The sequence below is a fragment of the Isoptericola sp. NPDC057391 genome (genome assembly GCF_042668085.1).
GTDB lineage: Bacteria > Actinomycetota > Actinomycetes > Actinomycetales > Cellulomonadaceae > Isoptericola.
On the sequence record NZ_JBHVBO010000013.1, the window covers coordinates 13,124 to 28,242 of the forward strand.

Annotated in this window: 11 protein-coding genes; 5 read left to right on the forward strand and 6 right to left on the reverse strand. The window is 67.1% G+C overall.

Annotated features, from left to right (window positions below; translation table 11 throughout):
• Positions 1-218 precede the first annotated feature (218 nt).
• From ACFUVW_RS03555 to ACFUVW_RS03575, 5 genes are all read right to left on the reverse strand, one after another.
• Entirely contained in the window at positions 219-395 is a 177-nt protein-coding gene (locus ACFUVW_RS03555; protein ID WP_430569972.1) for a hypothetical protein, read from the reverse strand.
• Positions 396-699: 304 nt separating this feature from the next.
• On the reverse strand, positions 700-1,053 hold the full coding sequence (locus tag ACFUVW_RS03560) for a transcriptional regulator (protein WP_430569973.1): 354 nt from the start codon (positions 1,051-1,053) through the stop codon (positions 700-702).
• Complete coding sequence (locus ACFUVW_RS03565) at positions 1,040-1,510, reverse strand: hypothetical protein (protein ID WP_430569974.1); 471 nt, start codon at positions 1,508-1,510, stop codon at positions 1,040-1,042. The genes ACFUVW_RS03560 and ACFUVW_RS03565 overlap by 14 nt, the downstream gene beginning before the upstream one ends.
• Before the next feature lie 145 nt (positions 1,511-1,655).
• Positions 1,656-2,021: a hypothetical protein gene (locus ACFUVW_RS03570; RefSeq protein WP_430569975.1), complete on the reverse strand. Its 366-nt coding sequence runs from the start codon at positions 2,019-2,021 to the stop codon at positions 1,656-1,658.
• A 454-nt stretch (positions 2,022-2,475) separates the two neighbouring features.
• Positions 2,476-3,177: a PAS and ANTAR domain-containing protein gene (locus ACFUVW_RS03575; protein WP_430569976.1), complete on the reverse strand. Its 702-nt coding sequence runs from the start codon at positions 3,175-3,177 to the stop codon at positions 2,476-2,478.
• Positions 3,178-3,651: 474 nt separating this feature from the next.
• Here ACFUVW_RS03575 and ACFUVW_RS03580 point away from each other — a divergent pair, with 474 nt between their 5' ends.
• Positions 3,652-5,397, forward strand: a complete 1,746-nt coding sequence (locus tag ACFUVW_RS03580; protein ID WP_430569977.1) for a SpoIIE family protein phosphatase — start codon at positions 3,652-3,654, stop codon at positions 5,395-5,397.
• Positions 5,398-5,680: 283 nt separating this feature from the next.
• The gene (locus tag ACFUVW_RS03585) at positions 5,681-6,064 is read left to right on the forward strand and encodes a RidA family protein (RefSeq protein WP_430569978.1); all 384 of its coding nucleotides are present in this window, start codon (positions 5,681-5,683) and stop codon (positions 6,062-6,064) included.
• A gap of 1,090 nt (positions 6,065-7,154) precedes the next feature.
• On the opposite strand, the gene ACFUVW_RS03590 is transcribed toward ACFUVW_RS03585, so the two are convergent.
• Positions 7,155-7,823, reverse strand: coding sequence for a GntR family transcriptional regulator (locus ACFUVW_RS03590; RefSeq protein WP_430569979.1), 669 nt, complete (start codon positions 7,821-7,823; stop codon positions 7,155-7,157).
• 389 nt (positions 7,824-8,212) lie between these two features.
• On the opposite strand from ACFUVW_RS03590, the gene ACFUVW_RS03595 reads away from it, so the two are divergent.
• The 3 genes from ACFUVW_RS03595 (at position 8,213) to ACFUVW_RS03605 (ending at position 15,094) form a co-directional block, all read left to right on the forward strand.
• Complete coding sequence (locus ACFUVW_RS03595) at positions 8,213-9,526, forward strand: MFS transporter (RefSeq protein WP_430569980.1); 1,314 nt, start codon at positions 8,213-8,215, stop codon at positions 9,524-9,526.
• Positions 9,523-10,749, forward strand: coding sequence for an enolase C-terminal domain-like protein (locus ACFUVW_RS03600; protein WP_430569981.1), 1,227 nt, complete (start codon positions 9,523-9,525; stop codon positions 10,747-10,749). Before ACFUVW_RS03595 ends, ACFUVW_RS03600 begins: the two co-directional genes overlap by 4 nt.
• Positions 10,750-11,461: 712 nt before the next feature.
• Entirely contained in the window at positions 11,462-15,094 is a 3,633-nt protein-coding gene (locus tag ACFUVW_RS03605) for a LamG-like jellyroll fold domain-containing protein (RefSeq protein ID WP_430569982.1), read from the forward strand.
• Positions 15,095-15,119 lie beyond the last annotated feature (25 nt).

Consider the following 15,119-nt stretch of genomic DNA (forward strand, 5'->3'; position numbering starts at 1 on the left):
CACAGCTGGCGGACGACCACCGCTAAGGAGCCGTGCCGACGCAGCGCCACGCCGTGCGGCACAGGGGCTGCATTGAGCCGCTTGGCTGCCGGCCAGAACTTCACGCGCCGTCAGGTCTCGCCGCCGTTCGCCTCCGCCCCGCTCAACGCATGGCGGTATGGAACGAAGTCCGACAGAACCGCACGGCAGGCGGTCAAGGACCGCAGGTCGGGCGCGAGCTAGTCGCCGTCGCCGTCGCTGTTGGTAATCCCTTCTTCCTCTGCCTCCACGGTGAACGCCTGGGCAGTCTGAGGGTCGCGCATGTTCAGCGCGCGATCATCCCAAAGGTTGTTCCGCTCGCCGGCCCTGTCCTGCTGCGCCGCGGTCAGCCGCAGCATTTCCTCGGTGTCCGTCATGCTCACCCTGATGCCCCCGGCCCTCCCCGACGGCGCAGGAAGATCGCCGATAGCCCGTTGTGTGAGTGAAGCCCGCGACGCATTGTGACGATCTCGTTCGCCGGCGCCCGCCCCCCGATGATCTCCGCCGCAACTGGCGCGGTCGTCATCGCGCCGGTGGCGCGAGATTGCGGGATCGACTACCGCATTAGCGTGAGCATCCAAGACTGACCGATTCTGTGGCGCGCCAGAATCGGGTCTGGAGGTTTTAATTCACGCGTCCGCCGCGCCGGGTCAAGCGAGCGAGTGCGGCCAGTGCGGTGTGTCAGGGGCGGGCGGGTTCGGATGCCGCCGCGCTTCCGTTCGGGCCCTCTGACGGGTCTGCGAGGGTGCGCAGCGCTGCAAGATGACCCTCGAGTGCGCGACGTCCTGCGCTCGTCAGTGCCACGGAAGTCGTGCGCCGTGCGTCTGCACGCCGGGACGACGCCTGTTTCGTCGTACGCACGTAGCCGACCTCGGCGAGAGCGCGGATCGTCTTGGACAGGCTGGCGTCGGACATGCCGAGCGTGTCACGCAACGCGGCGAAATCTGCAGAGTCCACTGGACGCAGCAGGGCGCACAGTCGCAGGCGGCCCAGCGCGTGGATCGCCTCGTCGAGCCGAGATTCAGCGGGCGACATGCCCTAGCTCCGCGCGATAGACACGCTCGTAGAGCAGGCCTCCGCCGAGCATGACGACGAATGCTGCCACTACGCACGCCGGCACCCCATCGTCATGGCCGGTTTTAGCGAGGACGACCGATGTGACGAATAGGCCGAGGAAGAGGATGCCTTGCACGGCTGCGACGACGAGGCTGCGCATGCCCGCCGCGCGGCTGACTGAGAAGCCCGTGGTGCGGCGGTATGCCTCAGTGAGGAAGACCAGACCGACGCACGCCGCGGCGACCAGTGAACTCTGCGCACCGGGCGTGGCGGCGCCAGGAGAGGCCACGAACGCCGCCGTGACCAGTGACAGTGTGGGGTAATACCACCAGGGCGGCGCGAGCCGCTCGGACAGGCGACCTCGGTCGGCAGCGAGGGTACTCAGCGCCGCCCGAGCGTCCGCACCGGGCGGGCCGGCGGGGGACTCGTTTTCCATAAGGTTAAGACTTTCACTTGCCGAAGGGGAAAGCAACTTGCCCGCTCTCGACCCAGACCCGCCCGATGCTCCCAGAACCGCCCGACCCTCGGGCCGTTGCGGGCCCGGTTTCGGAGGGTTCAGAACCGGGCGTTTAGTGCGCGCGTCAGCGGGCGCGACCGTGGAGCAGCTCGATGAACTCGTCGGCCATGTCGAGCTTGCGCGCCAGTTCGGTGCGGCGCTCTTCGGCTCGGGCGACGTAGTCGGCGAGTCGGGCGCGGGCGTCGTCACGTCCGACGGCGTCGGGGTCGTCTAGTCGGTCGACGACATCGAGCACTTCGGGGTCGACCGGGCCGTGCAGGACGGAGCCGTCCTCGTGCTCCTCGACGACGTATCGGCTGGTGTCGACGTTGGCGAAGTGCAGCGTGGGAGCGCGCATGGCGCGAGCGAGGCAGTCGGCGGTGAGGGCGACGAGCTCGGGCTGGTCGGGGACGATTCCGACGACCAGGGGGCAGCCGGTGAAGTCCACCATGCGTTTGACGGGGGGCTGAGGCACAGGTTTCATGGCGGGTCTCCTGACGCGGGCCCGCACGGGCCTGGCCGTCTGTGTGAGGCGAGACAGGAACCATCAGCCGTGCTCGGCGGTTCGGGTGCGAAGCAGCACCAGATGCGCTACGCCCATGGGCGCGCCGCCCGGACGGAGAGCCGGACTACTACGAGGGGGCGGGAGGGTGACCTGGGCGTTGGCCCACCCTGATGACACGGTGCGGATCCCAACCGAGCCGACCACGAAGCGCGTCGGCGACATGCCCGACCACGCCCCGGCCATGCCAAGGTGCTCGGGATCATCTCGAGCACCGACCGCTCCGAGCCCAGACCGGGGCGCGTGAGCCTCCCCGTTCCCAAGTCGGGGGCGAGTATCTCGACGTGCAACCCTTGGGCTCGGGTTCGCCATCCGGCTCCGATGATGAATGTGGCGCTGCCCTTCAGCCGCTTGCCGGCGTTGCGGTCTGGGGCAGATCGGTGTTGGGCGGGGGGACGGGTGCGGCGAGGAACTCGGTGAGTTCGTCGGCGGAGGGGAAGGTGGCTCCGGGCCGGCGGAAGCGCTCGAGGAGCCATTCCGCAAGTTCGCGTACTGGGATGTTGAGGTGGTTCGATGCGGTGCGAAGGTGCTCGAACGCTCGTTCTGCGGGGATGTCCAGGCCGACCATGAGCACGCCTTTGGCCTGCTCGATTGATGCTCGGGTCGCGGCGGACGCTCGGATTGCGGCGGTGGCCTCGCGCTGTGCGACCTCGCGGCTGGCATCGGTGACATCGACGAAGTATCCGAACAGTTCGACGATCTTGCCCGTGGTGGGGTCTGGCCGGCCTTGGCCGGTGACTGCCACGGTTCGGACGTGGCCGTGCGCGTCGAGGATGCGGTGGACGGAGCTGAAGGGTTCTCCGGTTTCCGCTGTGGCTTTCAGGGCGTCGTCGACCCGCTGTCGGTCCTCGGGGTGCTTGTGCGCGAGGGTCAGCTCGGTGGTGGGCACGATCTCGCCGGGCGCGAAGCCGTGCATCCGGTAGATCTCGTCCGACCACTCCCACCTTCCGGTCGTCAGGTCGAGTCGATACCGTCCGACCGGAAGCTGGGTACCGGGGGCGAGGGCGGCTTCTAGAGCATCCGCGGAGGGCGGTCTCTCGTTCACGGATTCTCCAGTCTCACGCGCGGACACTGCCGCCACTGTCCACCCGAAGTAGGAAAAGGGCCACTTCGCAGCCGCCGCCGCGCAGACTGGGGTCACGGCGCGCACACTTCAAGGGCGGTGCCGCACCCCCCGCCTTGGTGCGGTACCGCACCAACTCCGCCCGTCCGCACGGTCCCACCGGCGGCGTTGCTCGTGTGGAGCGTGTGCTCAAGGGCAGCGTTACCCACCCTCCCATCGCGTCGCGATCCACGACCGTGCGCGATGCGGGCAAAGTTCGTCCTGGCTCGGTGGGGGCTAGGTAGAACCGACCCCCGAGCAGGCCCAGCCAAGGAGACACACCCGGCACGCTCGATCAGCGAGATGACTGACGTCGGGCGCGAATTAAGGGCGGCCGCTCACGTGACCAGATCAGGACGGGTAGCGGTCCCGAGTGGCGCGAGCGAGGCAAGGTCTCCGCGGCACTAGCATTCGCTCGTGAACGCGGATTCCGAGTGGCTCGTTGATGCGACGTCGCACAGCGATGTCGGCCGCCTCGCACGCGCGTTCGCGTGGGAGGGCACCCCGCTTGGTGGCGCGAGCGAGTGGCCGCACGCCCTGCGTAACGCGGTGCGCCTGTGCTTCTCCACGCGTTTTCCGGTCATGCTCGTGTGGGGGCCGGATCTGACGATGATCTACAACGACGCCTACCGAGACCTGCTCGGCACCAAGCATCCCGCGGCCCTCGGTGCGCCGATCCAGAAGGTCTGGTCGGAAGTCTGGGACGACGTCGCCCCGCTGTTCGACACGGTCCTCACCACAGGGCAGGCGACGTGGAGCGAGCACCTGCCCCTGGTCATGAACCGCTCCGGCTTTGCCGAGGAGACGTACTTCACCTTCTCCTACAGCCCACTCCTGGACGACCAGGGCCGCATCGCCGGGCTGCTGGACATCGTGACCGAGACCACCGGAGACGTGGTCAACCATCGGCGCCTGGCCACGATCGGTGACCTCCAGGCCGCCCTGCCCACCAGATTCACCGGCCTGCGCGCCTTCGCCGAGCCATGCATCGAGGTGTTCGCAAGCAGCGCGGACATCGCCCGCGCCGCGTTCTACGACATCGACGCTCCGCACCCCCAGCTGCTGATCCAAACCGGCACAGCCCCCGAGACGACGGAACAGGCTCTCGTCGAACGAGCCCTGGCAACCAGACAACGCCTGGTCGCCGACGGGCTCGTCGTCAAGCCGCTACGAGACACCAGCCGCCGCGGCGTCGTGGGCGTCCTGGTACTTCGCGCCGCCGCAGGGCGGCCCTGGGATGACGGCTATGCCCGCTACCTTTCTGGCCTTGCGACCACGATCGGGGCCGCACTGCGCGACGCCGTACGGCTGCGCACCACCTTGGACACGCTGCGCCAGCGAGCCGAACGGTCCGAAGAAGAGACCGCCCAAGCGCGAAAGCTCGCTCTCGCCTTGCAACGGGCAATCATGACCGAACCGCCGCAGCCCGACGATCTCGAGCTTGCCGTGCACTACCAACCCGCCGCCCTGGATCGAGACATCGGCGGCGACTGGTACGACGCATTTATGACCCAGGACGGTGCCACGACGCTCGTTATCGGCGACGTCGTGGGCCACGACCTGACTGCCGCCGCGGCGATGGGCCAACTGCGCGGGCTCGTGCGCGCCATCGGCTTCGACAGCGACCATCCTCCCGCCCGGCTTCTTGAACGGGTCGACGCCGCCATCGATGGGCTCGCGCTAGGCGAGCACGCCGTGGCGACCGCAATCGTCGCTCGGATCGAACAACGCGAGGAGCAACGCGCTACCGGGGTGCGGACGCTGCGGTGGTCCAGCGCCGGCCACCTACCACCGATTCTCATCCGCTCCGATGGCTCGGTCGAGATCTTGACGCTGCGCAACGACCTGCCGTTGGGGCTACGCCTCGCCGCAACCCGCCGCGAGCACACGGTCGACCTTTGCGCCGAAGACACACTGGTCCTGTACACCGACGGTCTCGTCGAACGACGAGGCCACAACCTGCGCGACGACGTCGACGCACTCGCACAAGCCCTCCAAGGCGCCTCCCGGCAGAGCCTCGACGACGTCATCAGCACCGCCCTGTCACTCCTGAACACCAGCGAGGGAGAAGACGACGTCGCCATCGTGGCCCTGCGTACCCGACCACAACACGTCGCCGCGCAATCGCCAGTCGAGGCAGCGAGCCCGGTCGCGCGCGCCTAGGTGTGGTGCTCGGCGCCAGCCCCGGGCGCGTCACGACGTACGCATGGGCGTCGTGGTGGGTTGCGGATTCCCTCTCGCGACTGCGGGAGGTCAACTGCACCCTCAGGGGCGCTGACTAGGAGCGATGCAACCTCCTGCGTACACCGCCTGCAACGTGTCCCAGGGTCGTGCACGGGAGGGCGCTCGGGAGCAATCTGCGTTGTCTGTCGGCAGCGCGAGTGGTGAACAGGACGACTCCGCGAGTGGGATAGACATCCGACCGGGCCGCGCGCAGGCTGAAGGCATGCGCGAGCCCGTCAGCACGTCCATGGCTCCTGGCTCTCCGTTCTTCTCCCAGGCGGTCAAGGCCGGTCCGTTCGTCATCGTCTCGGGGCTGGTGGGTGTCGATGTCTCGACGGGCGCCCTTGCCGGCCCGACGATCCAGGAGCAGACCCACCAGGCGTTGACCAACTGTCGAGAGGTCCTCCATGCGGCCGGCGTGACGCTCGACGACGTCGTCGAGGTGGGAGTGCTGCTGGTGGACCCGGACGACTTCGCCGGGATGAACGAGGAGTACGCGCGGTGGTTCCCGGACGATCCTCCGGCCCGGTACGCGGCCAAGCTCGGTGCTGTGATCCCTGGGGTCCTCGTCTCGATACGCATGATGGCGGTCGTGACCGGACAGTGACAGCTCGGCGTCAGCAGCCTCCCCCCGTTGATTCTCGTCGTTCGAACGGACCCAGGCCACGGCGTGCGGGAGAGGTCTGCCGTGGAGCGACATGCCGTCTCCATCTCGCGGGAGAGTCCCAGGATTCCCAGGGTTGAAGTGGAGGGAGCGTTCGTAGCGTCGCGGCGTGAGAGACGAGCCGCGTGCGCTGCGCATGGGCAAAATGCGTAGGCCGGTAGCGGGTGAAATTAGGAAGACTCGGACGACAATCGCTCCGGCTTGTTGCCAGCGGCAACGCTTCAGCGGCGGTTGTGAGCGCGCTGTCGCGTCAGGTTTCGTCGCTCCTGCTGCCGCGCGAGGAGGTGCCCTTCGTGGTGCAGTGCTGGCACATCACCGGTAGCGCAAGGGGACAACGAGAGACCGGTCGCAGACCTGTTCCTTCCGGCAGAGCGAAAGCAGGCCGTGGTGACGCACGATGCGCTTCGTGTGGACGGATGGTGGAGGGTGTCGACGATCGCGCGCTGTGACGTGCGAGCGGTCCGCGGGGATGTCCCCGGCCGACCGACCTAGTCTGACCGAGTCGTCGTCGAACACGTGGGCGGCGAACTGCGACTGCCTCGGTACGCCGAACCGCCGGCCGAGGTGATTCGACGCCTGCAAGAGTGGTCCGAGGTCGGCGAGCGTCCCGGTGCCCCCCCGGCGGAGGACGCTAATGCCTGAATCGAGGCCCGCCCTCCTGGAGCCGATTCAGTGGGAAGCTCACGGTCCGGGTCCGCGGTACCGCTCGTGATGGCTGGGCTCCGGAATCAACTCGTGTGACGCGAGGTGACTGGCGCGCGACGCGTTACCTTCGGCAGTGGTGCGTTGGTGGGTTGAGACCGCCACCGTTCTGTCGCGCCCGGGCCGCGTACAGGGCGCGCCGTCGACACGCCGCTCAGAAATCTCGTTCAAGGTCCGCGCCGGCTCAGGATCTCCGGGAGGTGTTTCGCTGCGGCTGCTGCCGCGGATGCTTGCTGCCGGGCGCAGGCTACGTGGATCTTCAGGGCGGCTGCACGGACGTGTGCCAGCCGGCGTGTGGCGAGATGCCTCGAGACGGCGGACGGCCCGGACGTCAGGCTGAGGCGTGGATGGCGGCCATGCCGGGCGCGCGTCCGGCCTCGATGTGGGCGTAGACCCTGGACTCGGCGAGGCGTTCGTTTCCGGAGCAGATCGCGTCCACGATCGTTTCGTGCTCGGCGCAGGCGAGGGACTGGTCGTTCTGGCTGGTGAGGTGGAACATCCAGGTGAGCCTGCCGGCTACGGCCTGCATGAGTGAGGACAGGATTCCGTTGTCGGCGATGTCGACGAGGGTCTGGTGGAGCTGCGCGTGGGTGGTCGCGAATTCGAGTGACTGGGGTGAGCGCATGGCCTCTCGTGTGGCGCGCACCTGGGTGTCGAGTTGGTCGCGGATTGCCGCGTCGTGCTGGGCGCGCCGGGCAGCAAGGATGGCCGCGCGGACCTCGAGAGCGAGTCTGGCGTCGAAGAGTTCGTCCACGAGGGCGCTGTTCCAGACAGTGACTTGTGCACCGCGTCGCGGGAGGTGCTGCACGAAACCGTCTGTCGCGAGACGTGGCAGCGCCTCGCGCACGGGGATCCGGGAGACCTGCATCTCCTCGGCGATCTCGTTCTCGATCAGACGGTGCCCTTGGGGGTAGTGACCCGCGATGATGCGGCTGCGTAGCTCGTCATACAACATGCCCGACAGGCGCTGCTTCGTTCCGGGCGGAGATGTGGTGGTCACTGTCAGATCCTCTGCTGCCCTCGGCGCGACCCGCACCTCGATGGCAGGGCTCTCGGTGTGCGCCACCTTAGCGATGTCGACCCGCCCTGGCCGCGGATCTTGGCTGATGTATTCAAAGTATACGAGGAAGGCTGCTCGGATGCCCGCAGGCCCCACGGCGCTGTCAAGAAGGTTGCGCCCTGGGCCGCGAATGTATACATTCCTCGCCAGAAGGTATACCGATCGATCGGGAGTCGTGCACAGTCGCGCGACCCGGGACGCACCTCCGGATCGACGGCACTGGCTGTATCGGTGGGACACGAGCACCGTGCCCGCCGAGGGCGCACGACGACGTCGCGCCCGGTGCCTGTGCCGACCGCACCCGCTGACGAAAGATCACGAGGAATCCCATGAGCACCAACACCACGGTGACGCGACCCGGCCGGCTGCGCTGGGCCGTCATCGGGCTCGCCGCCGGCGCGTCATGCCTTGCCATCATGGACACAGCCATCCTTGGTGTGGCTATGCCCACCATCTCCACCGATCTAGGCCTTGACGCGGCCCAAACCGGCATCCTGTTCAGCGGGTTCGCGCTGAGCATGGCCGTCTTTCAGCTCCCTGCCGGGGTGATGGTCGACAAGTACGGAGCCCGCCGCATGCTCGGGTTCGGTGCGCTGCTGTGGTCGCTTGCCACGGCTGCCGCGGGCATGGCTAAGGGGCTGAGCACGCTGATCGTCTCTCGCATCCTGCTCGGGCTGGGGCAGGCACCGCAGCAGCAGGCGTGCGTCAAGGTCGTCAGCGAATGGATGCCGCTGCGGGAACGAGCGCTGGCCTCGGGGTTGTATGACACCGGGGGAGCGGTCGGGTCCGCACTTGCCTTCCCTCTTGCGGCGGCGCTGATCGCGCTCTCCGGCTGGCGATCCGCCTTCGTCGTATGCGGTGGACTTGGCATCATCTGGGCGCTGGTGTGGCTGCAGTTCTACCGCAAGCCCCAGGACCATCCGCGAATCGGCGCAGCCGAGCTGGCGATGCTCGAGAACGACGACGCACGCAACCGCCCCGACGAGCCCGCGGTGGCGCTGGCGGCGTTCTTCACCCAGCGCAAGGTCTGGGGCCTGATCCTCGCGTTCCTCACCCGCGGCTTCTCCATGGCGTTTTTCCTCACCTGGCTTCCCACCTACCTGGTCGACACCTACGGGTTCTCGCTGCTGAAGACCGGCACGCTGTCGGCGCTGCCGATCGTGGCAGGGGTCATCGGCAACCTCGTCGGCGGCTTCTTCACCGACTGGCTCGTGCGACGTGGCCACAGCCTCGACTACTCCCGCAAGGTCACCATGGTCCTGGGCATCGTGTCGGCCATGGCGATGGCTCCCGCAGCCTTCGTGGACAACGCGATCCTCGCCGTAGCACTGCTGGCCCTGGCCAACTTCGGCACCCAGTTCGCCTCAGGTGCCATGTGGTCCCTGCCCGCCGACCTCGCACCCAACGAGGCCTCGGTGGGCCGGCTGGCCGGCATCCAGAACGGCGCCCTGTGGCTCGGCTCCTTCCTCAGCCCGCTCTTTGTCGGTTTCGTCGTCAAGGCGGCAGGCGGCAACTTTACAGTGCCGCTCCTGGTGGGCGGGCTGATGGGAGTGCTCACCCTGGTCGCGATCTTCTGGATCGTCGGCCGGATCGAGCCGCTGCGCATCGGCCGCCCGGCGAACCTCGAGGAGGTTGGCCGATGACATCGACAACGCCTGTCACCGCACCCATCACCCCTCCGTGGGCCGACGCGGACGACTCACCCCGTATCACCGACGTACGCACCTTCATCACCGCGCCTGAAGGACTCAACCTCGTCGTCGTCCAGGTGGACACCGACACCCCCGGCCTACAAGGACTCGGCTGCGCCACCTTCACGTTCCGCGCAAAGGCCGTAGAGACCGTCGTGCAGGACTACCTCGCACCACGGGTGATCGGTCGCAGCGTGCGCGACGTCACCGATATCTTCCGCAGCCTTGAACTCGGCCCCTACTGGCGCGGAGGACCCATCGAGAACAGTGCGCTGAGCGGCATCGACATGGCCCTGTGGGACATCAAGGGCAAGCTCGCGAACATGCCCGTCTGGTCGCTCCTGGGCGGCCTCACCCGCGCCCACCTGCCCACCTACATATCCGTGTTCGCGCCCGACCTGCCCACGATCGTCGAGCGGGTGGGCCTCGCGCGCGAGCGCGGCCACACCCGGGTACGCCCGATGGTGCAGGGACCCGACCATGGCCGACCCCAGGCATCGGGACGCGAGTACATCGCGGCCACCGTCCGCACCCTAGAACTACTGGAGCGTGAGCTCGGCGACGGACAGGAGTACGTCGTCGACGTCCACGGACGGCTGGAACCTCAAGAGACCATCGAACTCGCCCGAGCACTCGAGCCATTCGACCTCGTCTATCTCGAGGACCCCTTCCCACCAGAGCACCTCGGCTGGCTGGCCACCCTGCGCGACCACACCACCCACCCGATCGCCATCGGTGAGGTCTTCACCACGGTCGACCAGTACCTACCTGGCCTGGCCTCCCGCAGCATCGACGTAGTCCGCAGCCACCTGTCGATGATCGGCGGGTTCACGCCGGCGATCGGGCTCGCCCACCTCGCGGCCCACTTCGGCGCCCAGATCGCCTGGCACGGGCCGTCGGACCTCAGCCCAGTGGGACATGCTGCCAACGCCGCTCTTGGCTTCGCCAGCCCCAACCTGCGCATCCATGAGCACCACGAACCGTCCGAGGCGGTCAGGGAGATATTCAGGGGCGCGCCTTCGGCTGCTAACGGAGTGATTGAGCCGTCTATCGCACCGGGTTGGGGCGTCGAGTTCGACGCACATGTCGCCGCCAAGTACCCCGCGATCGAACCCTCCCGCACCTCCGTCCTGGAGGCCCATCGAGACAGCGCGGGGTCCATCCGACGCCCATAGGCGAGAGGAAGCAGAGGCGAAGCGACTGCGGACCCGGACCCCCGCGCCCTCACTGGAGCACCCCGCCCGGTGAGGGCGAGGGCCGCGGGATCCCGTGAACGCCTGTTTCTCCGGTGACGCCTTCGAGCTCGAGTTGCTCGATGAGACTTGAGCGCGCGAACGATGTCGTGGCCGTGAAGCCGGCGACGCGCTCTCCGAGGCGGCACACCGCGGCACGACGACGATCGTCGAGGCCGGGCACAGTCTCCGCCCCTGCACCATCAGCATCGCGGAGCGCTGCGGTTGCGCGCCGCCGACGGCGAGAGCGCGGCGGGCAGGCAGTTTGCGCTCTCCGTCGATCACGTCGCCCTTGTGCTTCGAGTGCGCCGCCCCGGGCCGCGCACGAGCGTCTGCTCGCAGCCGAGGTCGTGCGGCCCGCGGGACCTTCATCTCGATGGTTGTCGTCCAGGTCCGGCTGTCGGGAGGGGTGGGCGCAGGCCGGGTCGGGGCCTGCTGTGAGTGCCCCAGTTTTTTCACCCGCTACGGTCATTGACCTCGCATCGAGCATCCAGTTTGATCGCCGCAGGCTTGAGTGATCGAGGTAACTGATCGCTCGGGCGCCTACTCGGTCAGCTGAACACATGGCGGTGTCGTGCGCGGATTCGGATGGTTCCCCAGAGTTGTGGTCGGTCGCCGTGCCGAGCCCAGCAAGTCGGTAGCGGGGGGCCTCGCGATGGGCGTGGTCCTGTCGATTGTGGGTGTTGCCGCCGTGGTCCCGGCGGCGTCGAGCGCCGCAGAGGCTCCGACCGGCACGGCGGCAAGCAATCAGGTCGAGACGGGCGAGGAGCTGCCCGGACCAGGTGACGATGTCGCTACCGGGACGGCGATGCCTGGAACGGCGCCGGATGAGGTGGTGGGCGGTCGTTCCGTGGCGGAAGAGGCCGCGTTGTCGCGCGCGAGTGAGACTGGCAAGCCGGTCGAGGTCGTGGAGGACCGTGGCGAGTCGCACGAGGTGTGGGCGCTTGCCACCGGCGCCTTGGAACGTCGTGAGTTCGTCGTTCCGAGATGGGCGCGTGGTGATGGCGGCTGGGTGCGCGTGGATACCACACTGGCAGCGGCTTCGGACGGTGTCGTGACACCGGCGGCGAGCACGGTGGACGTGGAATTCTCGGGTGGTGGTGAGACTGCTCCGCTCGTCCGGCTGACCAGAGATGCTCGCGTCATGGAGTGGACATGGCCAGGGGCCTTGCCCGCGCCAGCTCTGAATGGAGACACCGCGACCTACGCCGATGTCATCGACGGCGTGGATCTGCAGATGACAGCGACAGAGCGTGGGTTCGCCTCGTTCTTGGTCGTCAAGACGGCGGAAGCTGCTGCGTCGCCCGAGCTGGAGGAAATCCGGTTCGACCTGGACACCGAAGGGTTGGACGTGAGCGTGGCCCAGGACGGCGGGCTCACGGCGCTTGACCAGGGCTCCGATGCCGTGGTGTTCGAGGCACCGCCCGCGGCGATGTGGGAGCAGGGCGGGCAAGCAGCCGAGCCCTCCGGTGGGGGAGGCGACGGCGCGGCGCGTGTCGCCGGCACGACGGCCGAACCGGAGCGGGGGCCTGCGGTGGCCGATGAAGGCGCTGTCGCGCCGGTCGAGGTGACCGTTTCTGCGGACCAGGACGAGTTGACTCTGGTACCTGACCAGGCATTGCTCCAGGACCCGGAGACGACGTTCCCCGTGGTCATCGATCCACGAGTCGCGACCCCGGGCAGGACGGCGTGGACGGCGACCAACAAGTCCTACCCGTCGACGTCCTACTGGCAGTTCCGTGGTGATGCCGACGAAGGGCTCGGGACCTGTGAGGGGTGGGCTGGTTGCGCGGGCGGCTCGACGTACCGGCTCTTCTACCAGTTCGACGTTTCGACGTTCAAGGGCAAGGGCATCAGTTCTGCGAAGTTCCGTGTGGAGAACACGCACTCGGCTCAATGCACCGCGAGAACTGTGCACCTCTACCACACCAAGGGCATCAATTCGTCAACGACGTGGAACACGCAGGCGGCAACCGGCTTCTTCAAGAAACTAGTTACATCGAAATCCTTCAGCTACGGGGGGAACCAAGACCCGTGCAAGTCACCCGGAGTAGCGGAATTCTCCGTCACGTCCTTGATCGAGCAGGGCGCGGCAGCAGGGTGGAACACCGTGGCGCTGGGGTTGCGGGCTGACTCGGAAACGGACAAATACCACTGGAAGCGGTTCTCCAAGAACGCCTACCTGCAGGTGGTGTACAACTCGGTGCCGCGACAGGTGAAGACGTCGGCTCTTGCTCTAAAGTATGGCGGTGAGTGTTCCGACACAACTCTTGCGAGTCCCGTGAGAATTCGCACGGCGGAATCGAACTTGATGGGCGTCCACACAGGAGCGGCCACGGACCCAGATGGTGAAGCCATCCGGGTGCAGTTCCGCGTGACGAGCTCCGACGGAAGTGTGGACACGACCCTATCTACTCCGTGGAAGAAAAGCGGATCATACTTCTCGATGAATATGCCGAAGGTGCCTGCGAACGTGCGGATCGGCTGGATCGTGCGGGTACAGGATCGGCAGCTTGACGGTGAGGGCGTATCTTCCTCGGGCCCCTGGTCGAGCCCAGGATGCTATTTCGTGGTCGACACGAGCATGCCGAAGGCGCCGGTCATCACGTCGGACAACAACGAGTACCCGGAGCCTGATCCGTCGGACCCTGAGGACATGCCCCACGGTGGCGCTGGCGAGTATGGCTGGTTCACCATCGACTCGTCGTCATCGGACGTCGTCCGGTACGAGTATCAGTTCTCGGGCGGAAGCATCGTGAAAAAGGCCGGCGGCCAAGTTCGAGTGGCGTACCTACCCCAAGACCCCGGCGACCACCGCCTCACGGCAACGGCGTTCGACGCTGCCGGGAACAAGGCGACCTCGACCTACGACTTCCGCGTCGACTACGGGCGGGACCCGGTGGGAAACTGGACGTTCGACGATCCGGTCGATGGTGAGCAGGCACCCACCGGATTTACGCTCGCGGGCAATGCTCAGGTGGTCGATCCGGGACGAGACCGCGCCGCCGAGGGGAACGCGCTCAGACTGGACGGCTCAGGCGACTGGGCGCAGAGCAGTGGTGGGTCGGTCAGCACCGCGGGGCACTTCTCCGTCGAAGCCTGGGCGAAGGTCGACTCCTTGCCCACCAGTCCGGCGATGGTGGCCTCACGGGGTGGGTCCAGTCAGCTGGGCTTCATGCTCTACCTGTCGTCCGCCCAGGACCGTTGGGTGTTCGGCCAGGACAAATCAGACGCCCCAGGGTCGGTGGGGTCGAAGGTAATCTCTCAGGTCCCTGTCACCCTCGGAAAATGGACACACCTGCTCGGGGTCGTCGACGCATACCGCAAGACCATGCAGCTCTACGTGAACGGCGTGCCCACAACCGAGGTCGCCATGCCTGAAAGATGGGCGGCGACCGGCGACACGTATATTGGTGCCGCCAAATACGGAACGAGTGCACCATCCCTTCCTTTCAAGGGAGACATCGACAGCGTACGGAGCTACAACCGCATCGTGACCGCCACCGAGGCCAGTGCGCTAGCAACCCGCATCCCGCAGGTGGGGGCGCGGTGGACTTTCGAAGAGGCTGACACGACTGGAGCCTCCATCCTTAACGCAGTGCGTGACGAATCTGGTGAGGCATTGCCGCCTTCTTTGGCGTTGGGTGCCGGTGCGGTTCGGTCCTCCGCTCCCGGCGCTGCGAGCGTGGACGACTACGGGCTGGTGTTGGACGGGAAGGACGACTACGCGGCAACCGACCTCGATACTGTTCCGATCGCGGTTGACGAGTCGTTCACGATTGCCGGATGGATGCGCGCGACCGGCGACTCTCTCGCAAGTAAGCGCACGGTCTTGGCGCTGACCGGCGATGTCGAGGAGTCGGTCCAGCTTCGTTACATCCCGAATGGCAAGACCGATGAACTTGCGGGCGGCGACTGGATGCTGGTGCTTCGCGAGCAGAACGCGACGGGAGCGGAGTATCACGACGTGCGGATCGATGCAGGGTTCGCCTCCGACTGGCACCACTTCGCGATCGTCTACGACGCCCCGAGGCAAGTGGCGCGGCTCTATATCGACGGCGCGCTGAGTGAGGATGGTGGCAGCACGGACCCGGGAGCTACCGCATTTTCGCAGGTGCGACGCCTGAGCCTCGGTCGTGGTCTTTCTGCGGGGTCCTGGGTCGAGTATTGGCCCGGCGGCATGGATGACGTGTGGCTGTTCCGTGGCGCGCTGAATCAGACGCAGGTCAAGTCGCTCTATACGGCACCGTCCGGGATGGAGACCGTCGTGCCGGGAGCCGCGGGATGAGTTCGCGAGCTCGGACTGAACCCAA

Bases quoted from the DNA above. Each gene is read 5' to 3' on its own strand.
- ACFUVW_RS03595 (WP_430569980.1), top strand. From the start codon at position 8,213: ATGAGCACCAACACCACGGTGACGCGACCCGGCCGGCTGCGCTGGGCC.
- ACFUVW_RS03570 (WP_430569975.1), bottom strand. From the start codon at position 2,021: ATGGTGGACTTCACCGGCTGCCCCCTGGTCGTCGGAATCGTCCCCGAC.
- ACFUVW_RS03605 (WP_430569982.1), top strand. From the start codon at position 11,462: ATGGGCGTGGTCCTGTCGATTGTGGGTGTTGCCGCCGTGGTCCCGGCG.
- ACFUVW_RS03585 (WP_430569978.1), top strand. From the start codon at position 5,681: ATGCGCGAGCCCGTCAGCACGTCCATGGCTCCTGGCTCTCCGTTCTTC.
- ACFUVW_RS03600 (WP_430569981.1), top strand. From the start codon at position 9,523: ATGACATCGACAACGCCTGTCACCGCACCCATCACCCCTCCGTGGGCC.
- ACFUVW_RS03565 (WP_430569974.1), bottom strand. From the start codon at position 1,510: ATGGAAAACGAGTCCCCCGCCGGCCCGCCCGGTGCGGACGCTCGGGCG.
- ACFUVW_RS03560 (WP_430569973.1), bottom strand. From the start codon at position 1,053: ATGTCGCCCGCTGAATCTCGGCTCGACGAGGCGATCCACGCGCTGGGC.
- ACFUVW_RS03555 (WP_430569972.1), bottom strand. From the start codon at position 395: ATGACGGACACCGAGGAAATGCTGCGGCTGACCGCGGCGCAGCAGGAC.